A 24063-nucleotide genomic window follows, 5' to 3' on the forward strand; every position below is an offset into this window, starting at 1 on the left:
GTTCCACCTCTTACCGTGAGCGCGAAGGTCGGGGGTTCTTTATTGGCCACCTCCCTTGGCGCTCACTGGGTGGTGATTTCACGGGCACACTGCTTTCCCGGTGAGCGCGAAGGGTGGGTGGGGGCGCGGGTGCGCATGGGTAGCGCAGGAGTAGTTGTAGACAAAAGGAAACCACCGCGGGCCATCCAAATACTGGACGACGCGCGGTGGTGAAAAGGACCGAGGAACTACCTAGGCACCGTGGCCAGGGGTTTCTCCCTCCAATTGCTTCCGGTTGGAGCGGATAGGCTCCCACGCGGTATTGGAGCGCATCGGGGTGGTGCGTTCATCGCGGGAGCGGTACACCACGTAGGGGCGGGTGACGTAGCCAACCGGTGCCGAGAATGCGTGGACGAGGCGGGTAAAGGGCCACACGGCGATGATGGTGAAACCGCAGAGGACGTGGACCTTAAATTGCCATGGGGCACTGGCCATGAGGTCGGGCTGGATGTTGAAGATCAACAGCTGGCGCAGCCACGGGGAGATGGTTTCGCGGTAGTCGTACCCACCGGTGCCGGCGAGGTCAAAAAGCTGCAGGGTAAAGGTGGCAAAGGAACCCGATACCAGCGCGAGGCCGAGCAGCGCGTACATGACCTTGTCCGAGGTGGATGTGGACAAGAACACGGAGCGGTTCTTTAGCCTGCGGTACAGCAAACCGGCAAAGCCCAGCAGAACCGCCAGCGCGGCAATGGAGCCTGGAATGGTGGCCAGGAGGTGGTAGGCGTGATCGCTGATGCCAACGGCCTGGGTCCAAGACTTGGGGAATGCCAAGCCCATCAGGTGGCCGATGACGACGAAGACCATGCCCCAGTGGAAGAGCGGCGAGGATAAACGCAGCAGCTTGGATTCATAGATTTGGGAGGAGTGGGTGGTCCAACCGAATTGGTCGGAACGCCACCGCCAGAAGATGCCCACGAAGAACGCCGCGATGGCTAACCACGGGAAGGCACCCCAGAGGAAGTTATCAAACATAATGTGGCTCCTAGACGAGGTCTGGTTGGGTAGTGGGGAAGGGAAGGTCTGCAATGCCGACCATCTCGGCGGGTGGGCCGGTGCGGATGAGATCGACGTACTTTTGCGCGGTATCAGAATCGACTTCTGGAAGGGCCTTGCACAGCGCGACGATCAAGCTGACATACGGCGAACGCTCGCGAGCGAGGGCCGCGCGCAGCACCTCGATTCCTTCGCGGTAGCTGGCCACCAATTCAACGGCGCGCTCGTGGGTTTACCCCTCGCTCATGGCGAGGGCTTCGAGGACCACGCAGAGGTGATCGGGTAGTTCTTCATCCGAAATCTCGAAGCCGAGCGACTCCAATTGCTGGCGGAAGGACAAAATGGCCATTCCGCGCTGGCGGGTATCGCCGACGGCGAAGTAGGACAGGTACAGCGCGCAGCGTCGGCGCTGGTCAAAGGTCTCGACGTAGTGTTCTTCCAAGCCGCGGGGGCCGATGCTGCGGGCCCATTCGGCGAAGTTGATGAAGTCGGTGGCGATGGCCAGCGGTAGGTCATCTACTTGGTCTTCGACCGCGGAGAGGCGGTCAAAGATATCTTCGCCGGGGTAATTCAGCAGCACGGACACGGCCATGGCGACGATTCGCCGCTGGTCTTCGGTGACTTCGACCGGCGTGACAAATTCATTGGGGACTTGACCTGTGTGGGTGCGCAGCGTCTTTTCGACGTCCTTGGCACCGCCCATGGAACCGATGCCAGCGGGTGTTCCGAATCCAGCCACGGGGGCATCGCCACCCTGCGGGGCCGATTGCCGCTGCAGGGATTCCTGGCGCTTGCGGAGTTTATCGAAGATATTCACGGCTTAACCTACTTCCGCGGCGGGAACATGGCATCGGGCCGGTCACCGCTCCAGGAGAGTAGCGAGACCTTGCCCTGTGGTTCGGCGCCGTGGGTGCAGGCTTCGGGTGCGCCCATGCCCAGGTCGTGGAAGACGTCTTCGGAGGCCTTGGCCGGGTCCACATCGCCGAACGGGTCCAAGTCGGTAATGCCGCGCGGGGATTCGGGCGAGGCGGTGGGGATGACGTAGCGGTCATCGTATTTAGCGATGGACAACAGGCGGTACATGCCTTCCATCTCCCTGCCTGTCATGCCTACTGCCTGGGCGATTTCCTCCTGCGGCTCATTGCCCAGGTTGATATCGCGCATATACGAGCGCATGGCGACGAGCCTGCGCAACGACTTTTCCACTGGGACGGTATCGCCGGCGGTAAACAGGCCAGCCAGGTATTCCAGCGGAATGCGCATATTCGATAGCGCCGAGAAGAGGATCTTGTGGTCCTCGCCGTCGTTGCCGGTCGCGGTCACCTTGTCAACGATGGGGGACAGCGGCGGGATGTACCAGACCATCGGCAGCGTGCGGTACTCCGGGTGCAGCGGCAATGCGACGCCGTACTTGAAGATGAGGTCGTAGATCGGGGACTGCTGTGCTGCATCGATCCAGGAGTGCGGGATGCCCTCGGCCTGGGCCGCGCGGACTACCTCCGGATCGCGGGGGTCGAGCATGATCGACTTTTGGGCCTCGAAAAGGTCCTGTTCATTTTCGGTAGAGGCGGCCTCGGCGACGCGGTCGGCATCGTAGAGGATGACGCCCAAGTAGCGCAGGCGGCCTACACAGGTCTCGGAGCACACAGTGGGTTGGCCAACCTCGAGGCGCGGGTAGCACAGCGTGCACTTTTCGGCCTTGCCGGTCTTGTGGTTGAAGTAGACCTTCTTATACGGGCAGCCGGATACGCACATGCGCCAGCCGCGGCAGCGGTCCTGGTCCACTAGGACGATGCCGTCTTCGGTGCGCTTGTACATCGCGCCAGAGGGGCAGGAGGAAACGCAGGTCGGGTTCATGCAGTGCTCGCAAATACGCGGCAGGTAGAACATGAACGAGTCCTCGATTTCCTTCTTGACCTCGAGGTTCATGTTGTGGAGCACGGGGTCATCGTCAAGCGTGGCAGTAGAGCCACCCAGGTTATCGTCCCAGTTGGAGGACCATTCGATCTTGCCGATGTCCCGGCCGTCGATCTGAGAGACCGGTTTGGCGGTGGGCTGGGTCTTCTGTCCCGCCTCGGCGCCCATGAGGTCCTCGTACTGGTAGGTCCAGGGCTCGTAGTAATCCTGGATGGTGGGCAGGTTGGGGTTGTGGAAGAGGGTGGCTAGCTTTTTGAGGCGCCCGCCGGCCTTGGGCTTGATCTTGCCAGACGCCGTGCGCTCCCAGCCGCCCTTCCACTTTTCCTGGTCCTCCCAGGTGCGCGGGTAGCCGAGGCCGGGGCGGGTTTCGACGTTATTGAACCAGATGTACTCGGTGCCTTCGCGGTTGGTCCATGCCTGCTTACAGGTAACTGAACAGGTGTGGCAGCCAATGCACTTGTCCAAGTTCATGACCATGGAGATTTGGGCCATGACTTTCATTAGTAGGATACCTCCTGGGAACGGCGGCGAACGCGGGTGACTTCATCGCGGTTATTGCCGGTAGGGCCGATGTAGTTGAAGTGGTAGGTTAGCTGGCCATAGCCGCCAGCGATGTGCACCGGTTTGATGGAAATGCGGGTCAGCGAGTTGTGCGTGCCGCCGCGGCGGCCGGTGTGCTCGTTGATCGGCGTGCCCACGGTGCGCTCCTGTGCGTGGTTGCACAGCATGGTTCCCTCTGGGATGCGGTGGGAAACGATGGCGCGGGCGGAAACAACGCCGTTGCGGTTATATACCTCAACCCAGTCATTGTCCGTGACGCCGATTTTCTCGGCGTCCTTATTGGACATCCAGACCACCTGGCCACCGCGCGAGATGGAAAGCACGTGCAGGTTGTCAAAGTACTGCGAGTGGATGGACCACTTATTGTGCGTGGTGAGGTAACGCAGGGTGACCTCGGCCTCGCCCCGGTCATTGGTCAATTCCGTGCCCGGCGCGAATTCGCCGTGCATGTGGACGTGATCGAGCGGCGGGCGGAAAATCGGCAGCGATTCGCCGTAATCCATGAACCAGTCGTGGTCGATGTAGTACTGCATGCGGCCGGTCAGCGTGTGCCAGGGCTTATCAAACTCGACGTTGATGGAAAAGGCGGTGTAGCGGCGCTTATTACGCTTATCGGCGGTCCACTCCGGGGAGGTGATGACCTCCTTCGGGCGTTCCTTGATATCGTCCCACGTGATGCGTACGTCTTCATCGGGAGCGCCCAGCGGGGTGAGATCCTTGCCGGTGCGCGAGGACAGGAACTCAAATCCCTGCTTGGCTAGCTCGCCGTTGGAGACACCGGAAAGGTGCAGGATGGCGTCGATGACCTTGGTGTCCTTGGACAGATCCACCAGCTCGCCCATCGAGGTCTCCGTGGTGCCACAGATGAGCTCGAGTTCTTTGACCTGCTTTTCCACGTTGAACTTGGTGCCGTGCACGCCGGTGCCGGCCTTGGCGGGAAGCGGGCCCAGGTGCGCCCACTTTTCGTAGACCTTGGTGTAATCGCGCTCGACAACGTGCAGCTTTGGCATCGTGACCCCAGGGATAAGGCCCTGTTCTTCGGGGTCGGGGACGATGCCGTTGGGCATGCCAAGCTCGTCCGGGCTGTCGTGGTGGCTCGGCTGGGTAATGACATCGCGTTGCACGCCCAGCCACTTGGTGGCTTTATCAGAGAGGGCTGCGGCCAAGTCCCGGAAGACCTCGTAGTCCGAGCGGGCCTCCCACGGCGGGTTAATCGCCGCGTTAAATGAGTGCAGGTACGGGTGCATGTCAGTAGAGGACATGTCGTGCTTTTCGTACCAGGTTGCGGCCGGGAAGATGAGGTCCGAAACCAGCGTGGTGGAGGTATTGCGGAAGTCCGTGGTCATCATCAGATCCAGCTTGCCCTCCGGTGCCTTATCCACCCACTTGATGCTGCGCGGGCGGTCTTCAGGGGCGAGTTCTTCCGCGGTAGCGTCCGAGTCGATGCCCAAGAGGTGGCGCAGGAAGAACTCGGTGCCCTTGGCGGACGAGCCGAGCAGGTTGGTGCGCCAGTTGAGCAGGATGCGCGGCCAGTTCTCCTCAGCAGACGGGTTGTCATAGGAGAACTCTAGGCGGCCGCTTTCTAGCTCTTGGACCACGTAGTCATTGATGTCCATGCCGGCCCCATCGGCTTCATCGGCAAGGAAGAGGGAGTTGCGGTTGAACTGTGGGTAGGCCGGCATCCAGCCGCGGCGCATGGATTCTGCCATGGTATCGGAGACCATCTTGTCCCCGATGGAACCGTGGCTAGCCAGCGGCGAGCCCAAGTGGGACGCGCGCGAATTATCGTAGCGGTACTGCTCTGTGGCGAAGTAGTAGAAGCCGGTGGAAATCATGTGGCGCGGCGGGCGTTGCCAGTCGGCGGCCATGGCCCACTGGGTCCAGCCGTTGATGGGGCGCAGCTTTTCCTGGCCCACGTAGTGTGCCCAACCGCCGCCATTGACGCCCTGGGTGCCGCACATGGAGGTTAGCGCCAAGAAGGTGCGGTAGATATTATCGGCGTGGAAGTAGTGGTTGACGCCAGCGCCCATGATGATCTGCGAGCGGCCCTTGGAATCCGCGGCGTTTTGTGCAAATTCGCGGCCGATGCGGATAGCGGTATCGGCAGCCACGCCCGTGAGCTCTTCCTGCCAGGCGGGGGTGCCGACCTCGCTGGCATCGTGGAAGTCCTTCGGCCAGCTACCCGGCAGGTGGAGATCCTCGCGGTCGACGCCGTAGTGGGCGAGCATGATGTCAAAGACGGTGGTAACCAGCTTGCTGTTGACCTCGCGGACGGGGACGCCGCGGTGGACGATGCCCGCGCCAATGGGCTTGTCGGTCCCCACGTCCTCTGGGTTGGTATCCAGGTCAAAGCGGGGGAAGAGCACCTCGGCGGTGTCAAAGCTATCGGTTTCTGCGATGGACATGACCGGATCGGCGTTGTCCAATGCTAGGTTCCACTTGGCGCTTTCGTTATCCCAGCGGTCTGCCACGGTGCCGCCTGGGTCAACGATGCGCCCGTCTTCTTCCATCACCAGGCCACGGTGGGTGGCGTTGGGGGAGGAATTCAAGGTGGCATCGGCAAGCTGCGAGGCGGTGAGGAACTTACCTGGGGTATATGCGCCGTCGCCGTGGTCTTCCAGGGATACCAGGAAGGGCGAGTCGGTGTATTTGCGCATGTAGTTCAGGAAGTACGGTTCCTGGCGGTCCACGTGGAAGGTCTTCAAGATGACATGCCCCATGGCAAAGGCGAGCGCGGCGTCCGTGCCCGGCTCGATGCGGGCCCACTCATCGGCGAACTTGGTGTTATCCGCAAAGTCGGGCGAGACCACGACGACTTTGGTGCCCTTGTAGCGCGACTCCACCATGAAGTGGGCGTCCGGGGTGCGGGTGACCGGGATATTCGAGCCCCACATCATGAGGTAAGAAGAGTTGTACCAGTCGCCGGATTCCGGGACGTCGGTCTGGTCGCCGAAGGTCTGCGGCGATGCCGGCGGTAGGTCGGCGTACCAGTCGTAGAAGGAGAGCGCGACGCCACCGATGGACTGCAGGAAGCGCATACCCGCGCCGTAGGAAATCTGCGACATCGCCGGGATCACGGTAAAGCCATTGATGCGGTCAGGACCGTACTTGCGGATGGTGTAGACGTGCGCGGCCGAGGCGATATCGATGGCCTCTTCATATGAGATGCGGATAAGCCCGCCCTTGCCGCGCTGGGAGATATACGCCTTGCGCTTTTCGGGGTCTTCCTGGATGGCGCGCCATGCCAGGACGGAGTCGCCGTGCTTTGCCTTTTCCTCGCGGAACATATCAACCAGCACGCCGCGTGCATACGGGTAGCGCACGCGGGTAGGAGAGTAGGTGTACCAGGAGAATGAGGCGCCGCGCGGGCAGCCGCGCGGCTCGTATTCCGGCATATCATTGCCGGTGGTGGGGTAATCCACCGCCTGCGACTCCCAGGTGATGACGCCGTCTTTGACGTAGACCTTCCACGAGCAGGAACCGGTGCAGTTCACGCCGTGGGTGGAGCGCACCATCTTGTCGAAGGCCCAGCGGTTGCGGTAGAAGACATCTGCCTGGCGGCCGCCCTTTAAGAAAAGTTGCTGACCAGAGTCGGTAGCTTCGCCTTTGCGCAGGTAGGCACCGAACTTAAAGAGCGGATTTGAAGAGCCCTTTTCGGGCGCGAAGTATGCAGTCATGGGGGTTGAAAGCTCCTAATTATCCGGGGAATGGGGCGTTGGGGCGGGCGTAGTAGATCCACACCAACACCGTGGTGATGGCAAAGTACACGGCGCAGCCCCAGAAGAACGTCGGTGCAGACATCATGGAGAGCAAGACACCTGCGACAAACGGGCCGAAGGCGCCGATGGCACCGGTCCAACCGATAACGCCGCCTGCTTGGCGCTTGGGCAAAATCATGGGCATCTGCTTAAACGTGCCGGCATTGCCCAGGCCAGTGAAGAAGAAGAAAATGAGCATGGTGCCCAGGAACCACCAGACCTCATCCGGCTCGTCCGGGGTGAGGAAGAAGGTGGCCACGACGGTAAAGATGGTCATGCCCAGGCAGCCAATGAAGGTCCAGATGGCGCCGCCGAACTTGTCGCACAGCGGGCCCCACAGCGCGCGGACGAGCGCGCCGATGAGTGGTCCCAGGAAGGCGTAGCTCGCGCCGGCAGGTAGGTTGTCGTAGGTGCCGGCAAATTCGGAACCTTCGCCGAAGATCTGGTTAATAAGCAGCGCGGTTTGCGCCGCGAAGCCGGAAAATGCGCCAAAGGTCATGAAGTAGACGACGGTAAGAATCCAGGTGTTCTTATTGCCAAAGATGTCCATCTGCTGGCGGAAATTCGCCTTCACGGGAACGTCCTTGAGCAGGGTCCACGCGAGGAATGCGCCGACGATGGCCCACGGCACCAGGAAGATGGCGGGGTTGTGGACAAAGATTTCGCCGTCATCGGTGCGCTGCGGGGCGACAAAGCCCACGCCCAGCAGGGTAAAGCCCATGAGCCATGGGGCGACCAGCTGGATAAAGGAGATGCCGAAGTTACCGATGCCAGCCTGGATGCCCAGCGCGGTACCGGACAGGCGCTTGGGGAAGAAGTAGCCGGTCGAGGGCATGAATCCGGAGAACACGCCGCCACCGATGCCGGAGAGGAAGGCGAGGGTCAGCAGCCACCAGTATGGGGTGGAGGAGTCTTGCACCGCGAAGAACCAACCCAGCATGGGGATGATAAATAGCAGCGACGAGCTGAAGACGAGCTTGCGCGTGCCCAAGATGGGCGGCAAGAACATGAAGATGAGGCGGAAGATACCACAGGCCAATCCGGGGATGGCGGTCAGCCAGTAGAGCTGGCTGCGGGTTAAGTCGAAACCAATCTGGTTCAACTGCGGAGCAATTGCCGATACGAGGTACCAAGTGGCAAAGCCAATGATAAGGACAAATGTGGAGATCCACAGTGTGCGCCAGGCAATTTTGGAATCCCAGTGGTCGGAATCTTCTGGATCCCAACCTTGGATGACTTTGCCTGAGGTATCAAGAGCAGTCATGATTTCCTCACAGGTAGTAGGTCGTTCAACTCCTCAATCTACCGGCGACTATGCTCGAACGGGTAAATAAAAACGGTAAAATCCGTATCTAATTACGGCATACAAATGTTGCGTAATTCTTGATCGATTCCGATACCGCAGGTTAGCCCCATGCCCCAAGTGTGTTCGTATCGAAAACTGAATGATGTGATATTAACCACACTCCACAGTGGGAAAGGAATGAGACTTATGTCCCAAAGAAAGGCACAGATAATCGTCAGCTCGGACCGCATTTTGTCCGGGGAAAAACCGAACCGCGCCGGGGAGAAAGCGGTAGAAATCCTGCGCACCCACGACATCGATGTCGCGCCACCGAGCATCGTGCCGGAGGGCTATACGCCAGTCGACGACGCGCTGCGCACCGCCCTGGATACCGGCACCGATATCGTCGTGGTCATTGGCGGCACCGGTATCGGGGCGACGAACCTGACTCCAGAGGTCACCGAGCGCTATATCAAGGCCCGCCTCTACGGCCTGGAGACCCAGGTGCTCCTGTGCGGGCTCGGGTCCTCGCCCAAGGCGGGCCTCTCCCGCGGGATCATTGGCATGACCGACCACGGCGGCGGCAGCCTCATCATCAATTGCGCCTCATCCACCGGTGCCGTGGCAGATGCCCTTGGGGTTATTGCGCCGCTGCTTGCCGATGTCTTCCGCTCCCGCGGCGAATAATTCTCCCTCACCCTCCCTTCGCGCTCACGGAGTGGGCGGACTGTGGCTGCTTTAGCCGCGCCGGTGAGCGCGAAGGGCGGGGTGGGGCGGAATATCCTGCAATTCGGCAGGGGTATCGTAATCGTGCTCGGCACCGGTGCCGGCCACCTCGACGAAATCGGCGCCGCAGATAAGCCTGCGCACGGAGACATTGCGTGTTGACTGCAGCGCGCCCAAGCGTTCAAAGAGCGCAGCGGTATGCCATAGCGAACACAGGGGTTGTAAATACCCATCCGCGGCGCGGGTAATCGCGGCGCCGGCGGTGGGCGCGGCATGCAACGCGCCATTAAGGCGCGGCAGCAGTTGCGGCGAATCGGGCGCATCGACCGCGAAGAGCGCTAGGCGGTCGCAATGCGACAAAGCGCGCGCACCGGCCTCGATACCGGCTACGGGGCCGCCGAAAAGCGGCGACTCGCACACCTGCGGCAGGCCGAGGTAGTGCGGGGAAATAACGATAGACGGCATGCCATAGGGAAGCTGGCGCAGCAGGCGGTCCACCAGGCGCAGGCCAAAGGCACGCACCTGCGCCTTATCGGCCCCGCCCATGCGGCGCGATTGTCCACCGGCCAAAATGATCGCGCCGTCCATTAAGCCTCCGGGAGGGTCCTGGACCAATCGCCGGAGCGCCCACCCGATTTCGCCACGATGCCACAGCGGCGGATAAAAGCAGAACGATCGACGCCCTTGACCATGTCAATGAGCGCCAAGGCGGCAACGTTAACCGCGGTCAGCGCCTCCATTTCCACGCCGGTGCGGTCGGCGGTGCGCACGGTGGCGGTGATCTTCACGTGGGCATCGGCAAGCTCGAGATCCACCGCGCACCCATGCACGCCGATGGTGTGGGCGAGCGGCAAAAGCTCTGGGACCTTCTTCGCCGCGGAAATGCCGGCGATGCGTGCGACCGCCAGCACGTCACCCTTGGGCACGGTGCCCTCGCGCAGCGCGGTCATGACCTCCGGGGAGCAGGCGACCTCGCCCTCGGCGGTGGCGGTGCGCACGGTCGGCTGCTTCTCGGTCACATCGACCATGTAGGCGGTGCCGGCGGAATTGAGGTGGGTAAACTCCATGAAACATTCTCCTCGTTAGTACAGATAGACGGTGGTTTCTTCGCCCGCGGCGGGGGCGGGGCCTTCGATGATGCAATACCCATTGGTACCGGCCAGCGAGACCACGCGGTGGCTGCCGCGGCTTAACGCGCCAGTAATCCTGGGGTTTCCCGCAAAGCTCACGGCGACCGGAACGATGATGGGGCGCGTGCGTGCAGGTGGCAGCGGTACCTCGACCTTTGCGCGCAGTTGGACGGCCTCCCGCGGGTGGGGCTGCCCCGATAAGGCTGCGATAAGCGGGCGGGCATAGAGCTGGAAACCGACGAACGCCGCCACCGGATTGCCCGGCAGCGCGAGTACTGGAACACCCCGCCACGTGCCGATGCCCTGCGGCGCGCCGGGCCGCTGGTGAACGTGCCCGAACCACGAATCGTCGCCCGTGCCCAGCACCCCGTGCACCACGTCGAAGGCGCCGGCCGATACCCCGCCGGAGGTAATAATGAGGTCGTGGGATTCGCTGAGCTCATCGAGCAGCCGGGATAACTCCGCGGGGTCGTCGCCCACGTGGGAGTAGGACTCCGTGTGGGCGAGGGAGGCGAGCATCGGCCCATTGGAATCCGGCAGGCGCCCTGGGACAAGTTCATCCGGATAGGCGGATAGCTCATTGCCGGAAGAAATCACCGCGATGCGCGGGCGCTGGTAAGCCTTTACGGAATAGATACCGGTGGAAATAAGCGCTGCGATAACGGCGGCATTGGCGGTGGTGCCGGCAGTAGCAACGACGGTGCCGTGTTGTATATCTTCTCCAGCGGGGCGGATGTGCGTTTTTGCAGGCGCGGCGGTGATGGTGACCTCGCGCGGCAACTCCGTGGGACCAGGCGGGACAGAGGTGTTTTCTACTGGGACGACTAGAAGGCCAGTGGCATTGCCTACGGGCGCGCCGGTCATGATGCGCACCGCATGGCCTGCGGGAACTTCCTGGGCGGTAGCTCCGGCGGGGACATCGCCTGCAACCGGCAGCGTCCACGGACCTGGGCCCGCGCCCGAAATATCTGCGGCGCGGACGAGGAAGCCATCCATGGCGGAATTGGCAAACGGCGGGACGGGAAAGCGCGCTGTGGCATCTTCCGCTAATACCCGGCTTTGCAGCGCGGGGCCAACGGGAACGGCCTCCGCGCGCGGTGCCGGAGCTAGTGCCAGAACCGCGGAAAGGTGCTCAGAAATGGAACGCGATGCGGACATAAATAATTAGATTAGCCGCCAATGGCAGACATGGGACGATCCGGCTGCAAAAAGCCCTCATCATCAATGCCGTGGCCTGGTTTCTTCGTCCACATTTCCCCGGCCCATGCCTCCATCAACTCCTTGTCGCTGGCGCCAGAGCGCATGAGATCTCGCAACTGGGTTTCGGAATTGCCAAACAGGCAGTTGCGCACGGCACCATCGGTGGTAAGCCGCGTGCGGTCGCAGTCGCCGCAGAAGGGGTGGGTTACCGAGGCGATGATGCCGAGCTTGCCGGCGGTGCCGTCGGGGGCGATGGCATCCCACAAAGCGGCCGGGGCCGATCCGCGCGGCTCGCGCTCCGGGCGCATGGAAAAGTGGCGTTGTAGCCGGTGCAAGATGTCATCTGCGGTGACCATGTCTTCGCGGCGCCACTTTTCCCGCGGGCCGAGCGGCATCTGCTCAATAAAGCGCAGCTGGGCGCCCTGGTGCAGCGCATAGTCCGCCAGCGGGACGATATCTTCTTCATTGACGCCGGGCATGACCACGGCATTGATCTTGACGGGATTCAATCCGGCCTCGGCCGCAGCGGCGGTGGCCTCGAGCACGTGGGAGAGACGGTCGCGGCGGGTGAGTGCGGCATAGCGCTGTGGATCGATGGTATCCAGCGAGATATTGATGCGGTCGAGGCCTGCTGCGGCAAGCTTTGCGGCGCGCTTTTCCAAGCCCAAGCCGTTGGTGGTCAGCGCCGTCGACGGCGCGATGCCTTCATCCGTGGTGAGTTCCTTGGTAGCGGCGATGATTTTTTCCAAGGATTTGCGCAGCAGCGGCTCGCCGCCGGTAAAGCGCACCTGGCGGATGCCGAGCTTTTCCACGCCGAGGCGGATGAGTCGGATGGTCTCATCATCGGACAGCGTTTGCTGCGTGGGCATCCACTCTAAGCCTTCGGCTGGCATGCAGTACGTGCAGCGCAGGTTGCAGCGATCCGTCAACGATACGCGCAGGTCGCGGGCCCTGCGGCCATAGCGGTCAACCAAGGCGCGCGTGCCGTCGCTTGCCGCAGCAGGTAAATCCTCCGGCGGCTGCGACCGGCCCACGGTGGGCAGGGGCAGGGAGACCGCTGAAGAAGACGTTGGTGAAGTCATTGCTGCCAGTCTAAGAGTGGGGAACAAGGTACACCAAGCTACAACGCAACCTGGCCGGGGATTATTCCTCGTTTTCCCGGTTAAAATCGCTTTCGTCGATATCGTCAAGGCGCTGCGCTTCACCCGGGCCCTTGAGGCGGATGATGTTGTATTCGCCTTCGGCCAAGTGGGTACGCAAATCCTTTTTATCGAACTTGCCCACTGAGGTCTTATCGATCGACTTTACAAAGGTCCAGTACTCCGGCAGCATCCAGCTGGGCAATTCCTTGTGCAGGCTCTGGCGCAATTTTTCGGCCGTTTCGATGGTGGGAGAGGCTTTCTCATCTAAGACGGTCACGGCGAGGGGGCGTTCCACCCACTGCTTGTCCGGGTAGCCAATCACCGCGGCTTCCACCACATCGGAATTGGCCATGATGAGGTTTTCCAACTGCACCGAATAGATCCACTCGCCGCCCGAGCGGATGACATCGCGGGCGCGGTCCTCAACGGTGAGGAAGCCGTCCTTCGTCACAGATCCGACATCGCCGGTGCGCAACCAGCCATCCGCGGTGAACTTGGACTCCGCGGCCTCGACCGGCTTGCCGCGGAACTCGGAGGCCACCTCGCCCGGCTCGGCGGTGGGGGAATGATAATAAGAACCGGTCACGAGGTTGCCACGCACCTGGAGCTCACCGGCATTGCGGTCGGTCTTGGATACCACTTGGCCGTCATTTACCACGCGGTACTGCAGCGAAGCTGCAATCTTGCCCTGGGAGATGCGATAAGCCCAGCGGGTATCGCCGGAGGCACCCTGCGGCGGGCGGGCGACGCTGCCAACCGTCGAGGTTTCCACCATGCCCCAGACGTGGACCACGTCGACACCGTAATGCTCCTCCCACATCTTAATAAGCTGCGGCGGCACAGGTGAGCCGCCGGCGAAGATCTCCGTCAGAGTCATGCGCTCTGGCGGATTGTGCATGTAGTGCACGAAGAGCTGGATCCAGATGGTAGGCACGCCGTGGGCCACGCGCGGCGACGTGGCCGCGATGACCTTGGCGAGTGTGGGGGCGGAGACGTCGGCATCGGGAAGCACGAGTGGGGTGCCCGTCATGAAACACGTAAAGGGAACGCCCCAGCTCAGCACGTGATAGATGGGAATGCAGCACAGGAAGGTTTCGCCGTGGGTAATGCACAGCGAATCCGAGGAACGCAGCTGCATGGCCTCGAGGTAGAGCGAGCGGTGGGAATATAACACGCCCTTCGGTGCGCCAGTGGTGCCGGTGGAATAGCACAGTGCGGCGGCGGTGCGCTCATCGAGCTCGGGCCAATCGTAGATGGTAGAGCGGCCATCCAACAGGGCCTCATAGGAATAAAACTCGATGCCGCGCGGAAAGTGGTGGGCAAAGCGCTGCGGCGATTGGGAACCGGTAAAAATCACCGAATGCACGGAAGGCGCGCCGTTTAAAACCGTGCCCAACTGCGGGGCAAGCCGGGGATCGCAGACGATGACGGAGACCTCGGCATGGCTGATGATGTGCCGAATCTGGTCATTCATCAGCTGCTTATTCAGCGGGGTAAAAACTGCGCCCTTGCAGGCGGAACCAAACATGACCTCGAGGTGTTCGGCGCAATTCCACATGAAGCTACCCACGCGCTGATCACCGGTAATGCCGAGGTCATCGTGTAAAACATGGGCAAAGGCTGCCGCGCGGGCAGCGATATCGCGGAAGGTAACCTTTTCTGCGGGGCCAAACTCGGACCCGGTTCCCTCGCCGTGCCAGGTGGTCACAGTGGTATTGCCGTGCACTGACGCGCCGTATTCCAAAATACGGGTTAAAGACAGGGGAATATCCATCATCGTGGAAAGCATGCTTCCACTGTAGCGGTGTCCAAGTACTCACCGCGAAGCGAATGCGCTATAATTGCCTTCGACTGATAGGAAAGCGGGAAAATCTTCCCAATCCTATGCAATCGGGCCCAGTGACAGGTCCCATCGTTATACATTGCCCACAGTCGTTTCTTGAATTCTTCCGCCCCCGCGTACTGGCTACAAGGGGGATTTCCCTTAAGGTAACCGGAAGAGGCCTCATACTTATTGCCCGGCAGGGTGCGCTAGCGCCTTGGCACGAGGGCGAAAAGATAAGAAAAATACACATCGGCTTCCAGTGCACCCGCCCAAGCTTCCCTGAAGTGGGGGAGGGCGGATCCCAACTATGGACCTGGTCAAGCAACGAAAGGATATCCGTGAGCGATACGGACAACACCGCGGCACAGGATCTCGCATCCCTGAAGCTGCCGGAATTGCGCAAAATGGCCGCTGAGCGCGGCCTTCGCGGCGTCTCTGCCCTGCGCAAAGGGGATCTCATCACCGCCATTAAAACCGGTCAGGTTCCCGCAAAGGCGAAGGCAAAAATAGAGCAGGCAGAAAAGGCCGAAAAGGCCGAGAAACCCGCTGAGGATGCGGCACCTGCCAAGCAGAAAGATAAACCGTCCAAGAAGGATGACCGCGGCGAGAGCGATAACGGCAAATCCGGCGAACAGCAGAACAACCGCGGCAAAGACCGCAAGGACAACGGCGACGACCAGCGCTATGAGTCGCGGTCGCAGGCCCGCCGTGCCCGCCGCAACCGCGCCCGCCGCCAGGAGCGCCAAGAGCAAGGCGATAATAACCGCGGCGAGAATAACCGGGGTGACAACAATCGGGGCGAGGGGCAGAACCAGAATCGCCACCAGGATCGCCGCGATGACTCCCAGGATGGCTCCGATAACCAGGGAGACAAGCAGGGCGAGAAGAACGGCGATAATAATCACCGCAATAATCGCAATGACGATAATAATTTTGACCGCGGCAACCGACGCGGCCGTCGCAACCGCCGGAATCGGCGGGGTGGCAGGGGCAATAATGATAACCACGGCGGCGGCAATGACCTGCAGGTACGCGAGGGCGATGAGCTGCAGGCAGTTGGCGGCATCTTGGATGTCGTAGACAATAACGTCTCGTTCCTGCGCACCACTGGGTACCGCGCGGGCGATGCGGATGTCTTTGTTAATAAGAACATTGTGCGCCGGCTGGGCCTGCGCTCTGGTGATGCCATTACCGGTCAGGTCAAGGTGGCTGGGCCTACCCACACCCACGGCAATGGCCGCAACCGCCGCAAGTACAACCAGTTGGTGCAGGTCGATACCGTCAATGGGATCGATCCTGAAGAGGCCAAGCAGCGCCCGCATTTTAATAAGTTGACGCCGCTGTATCCTAACCAGCGCCTGCGCTTGGAAACGGATCCAAAGATCCTCACCACCCGCGTTATCGACCTGATCATGCCGATTGGTAAGGGCCAACGCGCGCTCATCGTCTCGCCGCCGAAGGCCGGTAAGACCACGATTTTGCAAAACATCGCGAATGCGATTGCTACCAATAACCCCGAGTGCTACCTCATGGTCGTGCTGGTGGATGAGCGACCCGAAGAGGTCACGGACATGCAGCGCTCAGTGAAGGGCGAGGTCATTTCTTCGACCTTTGACCGCCCGCCATCAGAGCACACCTCCGTTTCCGAGCTGGCCATCGAGCGCGCCAAGCGCTTGGTGGAGCAGGGCAAGGACGTCGTGGTGCTGCTGGATTCCATCACCCGCTTGGGCCGCGCCTACAACAATTCCTCCCCGGCGTCGGGCCGCATCCTGTCTGGTGGTGTGGACTCCAATGCGCTCTACCCGCCAAAGCGCTTCTTGGGCGCCGCCCGCAATATCGAAGAGGGCGGTTCGCTGACCATCATCGCCACCGCGATGGTGGAGACCGGTTCTACTGGCGATACCGTCATCTTCGAGGAATTCAAGGGCACGGGCAACGCGGAACTGAAGCTGGACCGCGGGATCTCGGAGCGCCGCGTATTCCCGGCCGTGGATGTTAACCCCTCTGGTACCCGCAAGGACGAGCTCCTGCTGGTGCCTGAAGAGGCGCGCATTATGACCAAACTGCGCCGCATCCTATCGGCTCTGGATTCCCACCAGGCAATTGACCTGTTGATCAAGCAGCTTAAGAAGACCCGCTCGAATGGCGAGTTCCTCATGCAGGTGGCTTCTTCGGCACCAATGGCTGCGGATAAGGACGAGGAAGACTATGTCTAATCAAGTTTCCATGGTTGATGACATTGTGTCGGAATACCAGGGCATTGAAATGCAGATGGGCGACCCAGAAATCGCCGGCGATCAGCAGGCTTTTCGCAAGCTGTCCAAGCGGTACGCGGAGTTGCGCCCCATCATCATGGTCAACAATGAGCTGACCCAGGCGCGCGAGGATCTCGCGGACGCCAAGGAGATGGCTTATGAAGACCACGACTTCCAGGAAGAAGCGGACCGCCTGGCGGTATCTGTGGAAGAGCTAGAAGAAAAGCTGGCTGACCTGCTCGCCCCGCGCGATGAGCAGGACTCGGAAGACATCATCATGGAGATCAAGGCCGGTGCCGGCGGCGAAGAAGCCGCGCTCTTTGCCGGCGACTTGGCCCGCATGTACGAGCGTTTTGCCGATAAGATCGACTTTAAGTGGGAGGTCTTGGGTCTTAACGAATCCGATTTGGGCGGAGTGAAGGACATGACCATTTCCTTCCGCGCTAAGTCTCCGACGCGCGATGGCGCGTGGTCCGTATTCAAGTTTGAAGGCGGCGTCCACCGCGTGCAGCGCGTGCCGGTCACGGAATCGCAGGGCCGCATCCAGACTTCTGCCGCCGGAGTGCTGGTGTACCCGGAGCCGGAAGAGGTGGAATCGGTCAATATCGATGACAAGGATATCCGCGTCGATGTGTACCGCTCCTCCGGTAAGGGTGGTCAGGGTGTGAACACCACCGACTCCGCGGTGCGCATTACCCACCTGCCCACGGGCTTGATTGTTACCTGCCAGAAGGAACGTTCGCAGATCCAGAACAAGGCCCGCGCCCTGCAGGTGCTGCAGGCCCGCCTGGATCAGATGGAACGCGAGGCCCGCGAGGCCGAGGCTGGCGAGCAGCGCGCCTCCCAGGTGCGCACTATGGACCGCTCCGAGCGCGTGCGCACCTATAACTGGCCCGAAAACCGCATTACGGATCACCGCATTGGTTATAAGGCCAATAACCTGGATTCCGTGTTGAACGGCGATATGCAGGATCTCATCAAGGCCCTGCAGGACCAGGAACGCGCCGAGCGCCTTGAGGCCGAGGGATAATAGCGGTCGATGGAATCGTACGGTGAGGCGCTGCGCTATGGGGTGCAGCGCCTTCGCGTTGCTGGGGTAGGAAGCCCCGAGTGGGATACGCGCATCCTCATCTCTCACCTCATTCACTGCGGGCATTTGGATATTCCGCTGCATGAGCTACCTATGCCCGGCTTTGACGTGGCCTTTGAGGCGCTTTTGCGCAGACGGGAACAGCGCGAGCCACTGCAATACGTGCTGGGTACGGCGTGGTTTGGCCCCCTGGATTTGAAGGTGGGTCCGGGCGTGTTCATTCCGCGCCCGGAAACGGAGGTGATGGCGGATTGGGCGGTCCACCACGCACCAGGCTCGCGCATGGTGGATTTGTGCTCGGGTTCGGGCGCGCTGGCGCTCTACCTGCAGCATTACGTACCGCAGGCGGAGGTTAAGGCAGTAGAGCTTTCCGATGCCGCCCTCGAGTTCACCCGCGCCAATACCCACCGCACCGGGGTAGAGGTGGTGCAGGCGGATGCGACCGACATCCAGACTCTGGCGGACTGGAATGGCACGGTCGATCTCGTAGTGAGCAACCCGCCTTATGTACCGGAAGATCCGAATTTGCAGCCGGAGGTGTATCACGATCCGCACGTGGCCGTCTTCGGCGGCGATGACGGCATGGGAGTAATCCGCGGGTTGATTCCCACGATCGCCAGGCTTCTGCGGCCTGGTGGGATCATGGCGATTGAACACGACGATACGACTGGCGATGCAGTGTGTGATTCGGTGCGTGACCACGGTGGCTTTTCCCATATCGCTCCGCTTAAGGACTTAACTGGCACGCCGCGCTTTATTACCGCGCAGCGCGCGGTAAACTAAGGCATCACCGTCGGGCAAGAAGGGGACTATTGATGCAAGGAAAAATTTATAATTGCGCCGATGACACTGAGCGTGAGGAAGGCGTGAGCATCGCCACCAAGGCCGCCAAGTCTGGGCGGCTTGTGGTCATGCCCACCGATACGCTTTATGGCTTGGGCTGCGATGCCTTCGATAATGACGCGGTAGCCAATCTGCTTGCCACCAAGCAGCGTGGGCCGGATATGCCGGTTCCCGTGCTCGTCGGATCCTGGAACACCGTGCGCGGCCTCGTCGCCTCGTATCCCGATTCCACCCGTGACCTCGTTGAAGCCTTTTGGCCAGGCGGACTATCCATCGTCGTGCCTCAGGCCCCGTCCCTGCCGTGGAACTTAGGTGATACCCGCGGTACCGTCATGCTGCGGATGCCCCTTCACCCGATTGCCATCGAGCTTTTGCGCGAGGTAGGGCCGATGGCGGTTTCTTCTGCCAATATTTCTGGACACCAACCGCCGACGACCGCGCAAATGGCCAAGGCTCAATTGGGCAAGGCCGTCACCGTTTATTTGGATGGGGGAGAAACGGACATCGGCAAGCCCTCGACCATCATTGATCTCTCTGGTGACCATCCATTCCTACTGCGCGAGGGTGCATTATCCGCGGAAGAGATTGGTGAGGTCCTCGGCGTCTCGGCTGACTCGTTGCGCACACGGCCCCAAGGATAGAAGGAGCATTTCGCGTGAGCGGCACTGGCGTACCGCTGCGCGAGTTGGCCTTGGTCATCCTCGTTGCAGCGACATTTACCTACCTGACCACCGGCGTAGTGCGATCCTTTTTGGTCCGCACGGGCCGGGTGGCAGAAATTCGCCTGCGCGATTCCCACTCCCAGCCCACACCCCGCATGGGCGGGCTCGCCATGTTTACCGGCTTTGGCGCGGCGATATTCCTCGCAGCCCAGCTTCCAGCCTTGACTCGCGGGTTTATGCCCGTCACCCCCGAGATGAGTGCGGTGTTGTGGGCGGCGCTGGCCATCGTGCTTTTGGGGATTGCCGATGACTACCTGGAACTCGGGGCCCTCATCAAGCTTTTTGGGCAGCTCTTTGCCGCCGCCCTTATGAGTGGCTTGGGACTCACGTGGACGCTGCTCTTTATCCCCTTCGGTGGCGGCACCACGGTAGTCCTTGACCAGATTCAAAGCACCCTCCTTACCGCTTTTTTCACGGTCCTTCTCATCAATGCCATCAACTTCGTTGACGGCCTCGATGGCCTAGCCGCGGGCCTTGGGCTCATTGCAGGCGGCGCCATTTTAGTCTTTTCGCTCACCGTTCTGCATGACCAAGGCGGGGCGGTATCGGCGTATCCACCCGCCATTATCAGTGCCGCTTTGGTGGGGATGTGTGCGGGCTTTTTGCCTCATAACTTTGAACCCTCTCGAATTTTTATGGGCGATTCCGGCTCCATGCTTATCGGCCTCTTGCTCGCCGCGGCCTCCACTTCCGCCTCCGGCAAGATCAACATGTCCCTCTACGGCACCGTGGACATGGTGGCGCTTATGTCACCTATCCTCGTGGTGATCGCTGCGGTGTTTATTCCAGTCTTAGACCTTGTCTGGGCGGTAATTCGCCGCCTATCCCAGGGGCGCTCGCCGTTTTCTGCGGATAAGGCACATATCCACCACCGCCTTTTGTCTCTGGGGCATACGCACCGGCGCACCGTGCTCGTGTTGTACCTCTGGGTGTCTGCGGTTGCCTTTGGTGCGGTGTCGTTTTCCATCGTGCCAGCCCCAGTGGCAATCGGCCTGTCCATCATGGCGTTGTTGATTGCCTTTGGTGCGACGCTGATTCCACTGCGGCAGGGCAAGATTGGTCTCAGGTCGTCGGATGATTGCGTAGTGCGTGACTCTCCGAGCGCGTGATGTAGGGTGAATGTCCGTGAGTGACACAACGGAAAATGCTAATTTCGATGACCCGCGCCTGCCGCTGCAGCGCGCCGTGAAGAGGGGGGCTACCGCCCTCGGCATCTTTACCATCATTTCCCTCGCCGTCTGGGGTGGGGCACAAGGTGTCGCCGGGCTCTGGGGCGTTCTCGTCGGCGCTGCCCTCGGCGGCGGCTTTGTCTTGTTTACTGCGCTGTCGGTGCTCTTTACCGCCCACTCGACGCCCTCCACCACCATCGCGGTGGTATTGGGCGGTTGGCTTATCAAGTTGATCGTCCTCATCGGAGTTCTGGCGATTATCCGGGACATGGATTTCTATGACACGTGGGCGCTCTTTCTCACCGTCGTCGTAGCGCTCATCGTTACCTTAGGTACCGAGGTCTGGGCCGTGGTCACTTCTAGGGTTACCTACGTGTCTTAACTGGGAAAGAGATGGCTAAGCCGTCGCGTGCTGGGCTGGTGCGCGGCGGTCTTTTTATGCCTGCATGCTGGCATTAATGGAAAATGGCCACCCCCGAGGAGGTGTGTTGTCCCGAGGGTGTGATCAAATGCACGTTTGTGAATTGAGCAGGAATAGCGCGGTTTTGTATGGCAAAAGACGGAAATGGCGCTATCGGGTGTGGCTTATGGGGCCCCCACGTGCGAAAACTGTTGATCCAGCTGATACGATTTGCAACGGGTTACCGCGGGGTTAAGTGTTGCGCTTGAATCCTGCACGGTAAATCCCTGTCTTGTTCACGCTGATGTGCGACGGAGTCCGTGTTCAAGGCAGAGAGTTTGAGACGTCCATCGCACCACAGAGGCCAGCTATTGGCTGTGTGGCCCGAACACGGGAGAGAACGCTGAGCGTTACAACATTGGCTATGAAAGGGCACTTCCATACGCCCGATCTAGGTGAAGAATTCTTCCCGGGGCAAATTGATGCCGACCATCTGTTTTTCGGCGACTTCGCCGATGGATGGTTCGCGCTTGATCGCCTGATGCTGATTCGCATTTTGATGACGCTAATTGTGGTGATCCTTTTCTGGGCTGCCTTTAAGAACCCTAAGTTGGTTCCTTCTGGCATTCAGAATGTAGGCGAGAACGCGGTCGACTTCGTCCGCGTCCATATCGCCGAGGACATTTTGGGTAAGAAGGAGGGAAAGCGATTCCTGCCAATTATCGCTAGCATCTTCTTCGCGGTTCTGTTTATGAACGTCGCGACCGTTATCCCGGGACTGAACGTCTCGCCCAACGGTCGTATTGGTATGCCAATTGTGTTGGCAGCCGTTTCGTACATCGTCATGATTTACGCCGGTGCCAAGCGTTACGGCTTTGGTAAGTTCATTCGCTCCTCCGTAGTGATTCCGAACTTGCCACCGGCATTGCACCTTTTGGTGGTACCGATTGAGTTCTTCTCTACGTTCATTCTGCGACCGGTTACCCTTGCAATTCGTCTCATGGCGAACTTCCTTGCTGGACACATCATCCTGGTTCTTCTCTTCTCTGCTACGAACTTCTTCTTCTGGCAGCTAAATGGTTGGACCGTCCTGTCTGGGCTGACCGTGGTCTTGGGCTTGGCGATGAGCCTGTTCGAGATTCTGGTCATCTTCTTGCAGGCGTACATCTTCGCCTTGTTGACGGCGGTGTACATTGAGTTGTCCTTGCACGCTGATTCGCACTAAGGGCGAGGTCGACGAGCGCGACCGAGTAATCCACCTAATTACACAACACTGACATTCGGTCCGGTTCGGACTGAAGATTTTTACGAAAGGGAACGACTTTCACCATGAACGAAATCATTCTGGCACAGGATGCTGCTACGACGTTCGAAGGCTTCGGCACCATCGGTTACGGCCTGGCTGCTATCGGCCCTGGTATCGGTATCGGCATCGTCGCCGGCAAGACCGTTGAGGCTATGGCTCGCCAGCCGGAGATGGCCGGCCAGCTGCGTACCACCATGTTCCTGGGTATCGCCTTCACCGAGGCCCTGGCCCTTATCGGCCTCGTTGCCGGCTTCCTGTTCTAAAAGTACGAGTTTTCCAAACCGAAACTTTTAAGACGGGAGACCTATGAATAACGTCGTTTATTTGCTTGCAGCAGAGGGCGAGGAGAACCCAGGTTCGGGTAGCTTCTCCGTTCTTCTGCCCAAGAACTATGACATTTTCTGGTCTTTGCTGTGCTTCATCGTAATTCTCTGGTTGTTCTGGAAGTTCGTACTTCCTCGTTACACCAAGTTGCTCGAAGAGCGTGAAGACCGGATTGAGGGCGGCATGAAGCGCGCTGAGGCCCAGCAGGCCGAGGCCAAGGCTGCTCTAGAAAAGTACAATGCTCAGCTGGCTGATGCCCGCGCAGAGGCAGCCGAGATCCGCGAGCAGGCGCGTGAGCGCGGCAAGCAGATCGAGGCTGACGCGAAGAGCCAAGCGGAAGAGGAATCCCGCCGCATCGTCACCAATGGCGAAAAGCAGTTGGAAGCTTCTCGTGCGCAGGTTGTTACTGAGCTGCGTTCCGAAATGGGACAGAACTCCATCAACTTGGCAGAAAAGATTCTGGGCGGCGAGCTTTCTGACGCCTCCAAGAAGTCCTCTACCATCGATGGCTTTTTGTCCGAGCTCGACTCTGTGGCACCGGCCGGAAAGTAGGCAACTATGAAGGCAGCTAGCCGCGAAGCACTCGCGAACTCACAGTCCCGTGTGGATGAAATCCTCGCTGGCGATAAGAACGTCGCTAGTGCAGTCCAAGCGGGCCTAGACATTTTCGAGGTCGTCGACGTCTTGGATGGGGACCGCGAATTGCGCGTGTCCTTCATTGACGTCGCAGCCCCGGCTGAAGCGCGCAAGTCCTTGGCCGAGAATCTCTTTGGCTCCAAGGTTTCTGCCGGTGCGCTAAGCATCTTGCAGGAAGCAGCGGCGAACCAATGGTCTTCGCCGAAGGACTTTGTCAACGGGCTTGTTTCCTTGGGTCGCCGCGCATTGCTGCGTGCCGCCGAGGCACAGGGCCAGTTGGGCCAGGTCGAAGACGAGCTTTTCCGCTTGGCGCAGATTTTGGACCGCGAGGGCGAGCTTACCCAGCTGCTTTCCGATCGAACTGCTGAATCCGCACGCAAGCGCGGATTGCTGGCAAACGTGCTCTACGGCAAGGTGACGATGTTTACTGAAGCGCTCGCGCTGCAGGCCATCAGCCGCCCAGAGCAGAACCCAATCGATGACATAGCCGGATTGGCCGATGCTGCAGCAGCCCTGCAGGATCGCACCATCGCGCGCGTAGTCGCTGCGGGTGAATTGAATGAAGGCCAGCAGGCAGTACTCGCTGAGAAGCTGGGCAAAATTTATGGTCGTGCGATGTCCATTCACTCTGAGGTTGACACCAGCCTCCTCGGTGGCATGCGCATCCGCGTCGGCGATGAAATCATTGACGGCTCGACGGCAGGCAAGATTGCCCGCTTCCGTGCCCAGATGGTGTAGCCGA

At 60.4% G+C, this 24063-nt stretch carries 20 protein-coding genes and 1 pseudogene; 11 read left to right on the forward strand and 10 right to left on the reverse strand.

The genetic code is table 11. The annotated features are described in order from the left end of the window. Window positions 1-231: 231 nt before the first annotated feature. The 5 genes and pseudogenes from narI to ABRP84_RS06755 form a co-directional block, all read right to left on the reverse strand. Entirely contained in the window at window positions 232-1011 is a 780-nt protein-coding gene (narI, locus tag ABRP84_RS06735) for a respiratory nitrate reductase subunit gamma (RefSeq protein ID WP_005280178.1), read from the reverse strand. A 10-nt stretch (window positions 1012-1021) separates the two neighbouring features. After that, window positions 1022-1849 (reverse strand): annotated as a pseudogene (gene narJ / locus ABRP84_RS06740) (nitrate reductase molybdenum cofactor assembly chaperone). A gap of 8 nt (window positions 1850-1857) precedes the next feature. Beyond that, window positions 1858-3450 carry a nitrate reductase subunit beta gene (gene narH, locus ABRP84_RS06745; RefSeq protein WP_349853103.1) on the reverse strand — a complete coding sequence of 531 codons (1593 nt, stop codon included), beginning with the start codon at window positions 3448-3450 and terminating at the stop codon, window positions 1858-1860. Next, the gene (locus ABRP84_RS06750) at window positions 3450-7187 is read right to left on the reverse strand and encodes a nitrate reductase subunit alpha (RefSeq protein WP_349853104.1); all 3738 of its coding nucleotides are present in this window, start codon (window positions 7185-7187) and stop codon (window positions 3450-3452) included. The genes narH and ABRP84_RS06750 overlap by 1 nt, the downstream gene beginning before the upstream one ends. A gap of 19 nt (window positions 7188-7206) precedes the next feature. Further along, a complete protein-coding gene (locus ABRP84_RS06755) occupies window positions 7207-8532 on the reverse strand; it encodes a nitrate/nitrite transporter (protein ID WP_349853105.1) in 1326 nt (441 codons plus the stop codon). Between the two features lie 228 nt (window positions 8533-8760). Here ABRP84_RS06755 and ABRP84_RS06760 point away from each other — a divergent pair, with 228 nt between their 5' ends. Next, window positions 8761-9240, forward strand: a complete 480-nt coding sequence (locus ABRP84_RS06760; RefSeq protein ID WP_349853106.1) for a molybdopterin-binding protein — start codon at window positions 8761-8763, stop codon at window positions 9238-9240. 51 nt (window positions 9241-9291) lie between these two features. On the opposite strand, the gene mobA is transcribed toward ABRP84_RS06760, so the two are convergent. From mobA to ABRP84_RS06785, 5 genes are all read right to left on the reverse strand, one after another. Beyond that, complete coding sequence (mobA, locus tag ABRP84_RS06765) at window positions 9292-9867, reverse strand: molybdenum cofactor guanylyltransferase (RefSeq protein WP_349853107.1); 576 nt, start codon at window positions 9865-9867, stop codon at window positions 9292-9294. After that, window positions 9867-10346, reverse strand: coding sequence for a cyclic pyranopterin monophosphate synthase MoaC (moaC, locus tag ABRP84_RS06770; protein ID WP_023026346.1), 480 nt, complete (start codon window positions 10344-10346; stop codon window positions 9867-9869). Before moaC ends, mobA begins: the two co-directional genes overlap by 1 nt. Window positions 10347-10361: 15 nt before the next feature. Then, complete coding sequence (locus tag ABRP84_RS06775; RefSeq protein WP_349853108.1) at window positions 10362-11567, reverse strand: molybdopterin molybdotransferase MoeA; 1206 nt, start codon at window positions 11565-11567, stop codon at window positions 10362-10364. A gap of 11 nt (window positions 11568-11578) precedes the next feature. Further along, a complete protein-coding gene (moaA, locus tag ABRP84_RS06780) occupies window positions 11579-12691 on the reverse strand; it encodes a GTP 3',8-cyclase MoaA (RefSeq protein WP_349853109.1) in 1113 nt (370 codons plus the stop codon). Between the two features lie 61 nt (window positions 12692-12752). Beyond that, complete coding sequence (locus ABRP84_RS06785; protein WP_034659269.1) at window positions 12753-14540, reverse strand: long-chain fatty-acid--CoA ligase; 1788 nt, start codon at window positions 14538-14540, stop codon at window positions 12753-12755. Window positions 14541-14914: 374 nt separating this feature from the next. On the opposite strand from ABRP84_RS06785, the gene rho reads away from it, so the two are divergent. The 10 genes from rho (at window position 14915) to ABRP84_RS06835 (ending at window position 24059) form a co-directional block, all read left to right on the forward strand. Next, window positions 14915-16792: a transcription termination factor Rho gene (rho, locus tag ABRP84_RS06790; protein WP_349853110.1), complete on the forward strand. Its 1878-nt coding sequence runs from the start codon at window positions 14915-14917 to the stop codon at window positions 16790-16792. Further along, window positions 16785-17861 (forward strand): peptide chain release factor 1, encoded by a 1077-nt coding sequence (gene prfA / locus ABRP84_RS06795; protein WP_349853111.1) that lies wholly within the window; start codon window positions 16785-16787, stop codon window positions 17859-17861. The genes rho and prfA overlap by 8 nt, the downstream gene beginning before the upstream one ends. A gap of 9 nt (window positions 17862-17870) precedes the next feature. Next, entirely contained in the window at window positions 17871-18704 is an 834-nt protein-coding gene (gene prmC, locus ABRP84_RS06800; protein WP_349853112.1) for a peptide chain release factor N(5)-glutamine methyltransferase, read from the forward strand. Window positions 18705-18736: 32 nt separating this feature from the next. Continuing rightward, complete coding sequence (locus ABRP84_RS06805) at window positions 18737-19405, forward strand: L-threonylcarbamoyladenylate synthase (protein ID WP_023026353.1); 669 nt, start codon at window positions 18737-18739, stop codon at window positions 19403-19405. A 14-nt stretch (window positions 19406-19419) separates the two neighbouring features. Beyond that, window positions 19420-20595, forward strand: a complete 1176-nt coding sequence (locus tag ABRP84_RS06810) for an MraY family glycosyltransferase (RefSeq protein ID WP_349853113.1) — start codon at window positions 19420-19422, stop codon at window positions 20593-20595. A gap of 10 nt (window positions 20596-20605) precedes the next feature. Further along, the gene (locus ABRP84_RS06815; protein WP_349853114.1) at window positions 20606-21037 is read left to right on the forward strand and encodes a Cg1360 family ATP-synthase-associated protein; all 432 of its coding nucleotides are present in this window, start codon (window positions 20606-20608) and stop codon (window positions 21035-21037) included. A 442-nt stretch (window positions 21038-21479) separates the two neighbouring features. Then, window positions 21480-22280 (forward strand): F0F1 ATP synthase subunit A, encoded by an 801-nt coding sequence (atpB, locus tag ABRP84_RS06820; protein ID WP_005280195.1) that lies wholly within the window; start codon window positions 21480-21482, stop codon window positions 22278-22280. 104 nt (window positions 22281-22384) lie between these two features. Then, a complete protein-coding gene (locus ABRP84_RS06825) occupies window positions 22385-22624 on the forward strand; it encodes an ATP synthase F0 subunit C (RefSeq protein ID WP_005280196.1) in 240 nt (79 codons plus the stop codon). Window positions 22625-22667: 43 nt separating this feature from the next. Beyond that, entirely contained in the window at window positions 22668-23237 is a 570-nt protein-coding gene (locus ABRP84_RS06830; RefSeq protein ID WP_349853115.1) for a F0F1 ATP synthase subunit B, read from the forward strand. Between the two features lie 6 nt (window positions 23238-23243). Continuing rightward, window positions 23244-24059 (forward strand): F0F1 ATP synthase subunit delta, encoded by an 816-nt coding sequence (locus ABRP84_RS06835; protein WP_349853116.1) that lies wholly within the window; start codon window positions 23244-23246, stop codon window positions 24057-24059. The last annotated feature ends 4 nt before the right edge of the window (window positions 24060-24063 follow it).

The organism is Corynebacterium sp. KPL2861 (genome assembly GCF_040225475.1).
In the GTDB taxonomy this organism is placed as follows: Bacteria; Actinomycetota; Actinomycetes; order Mycobacteriales; family Mycobacteriaceae; genus Corynebacterium.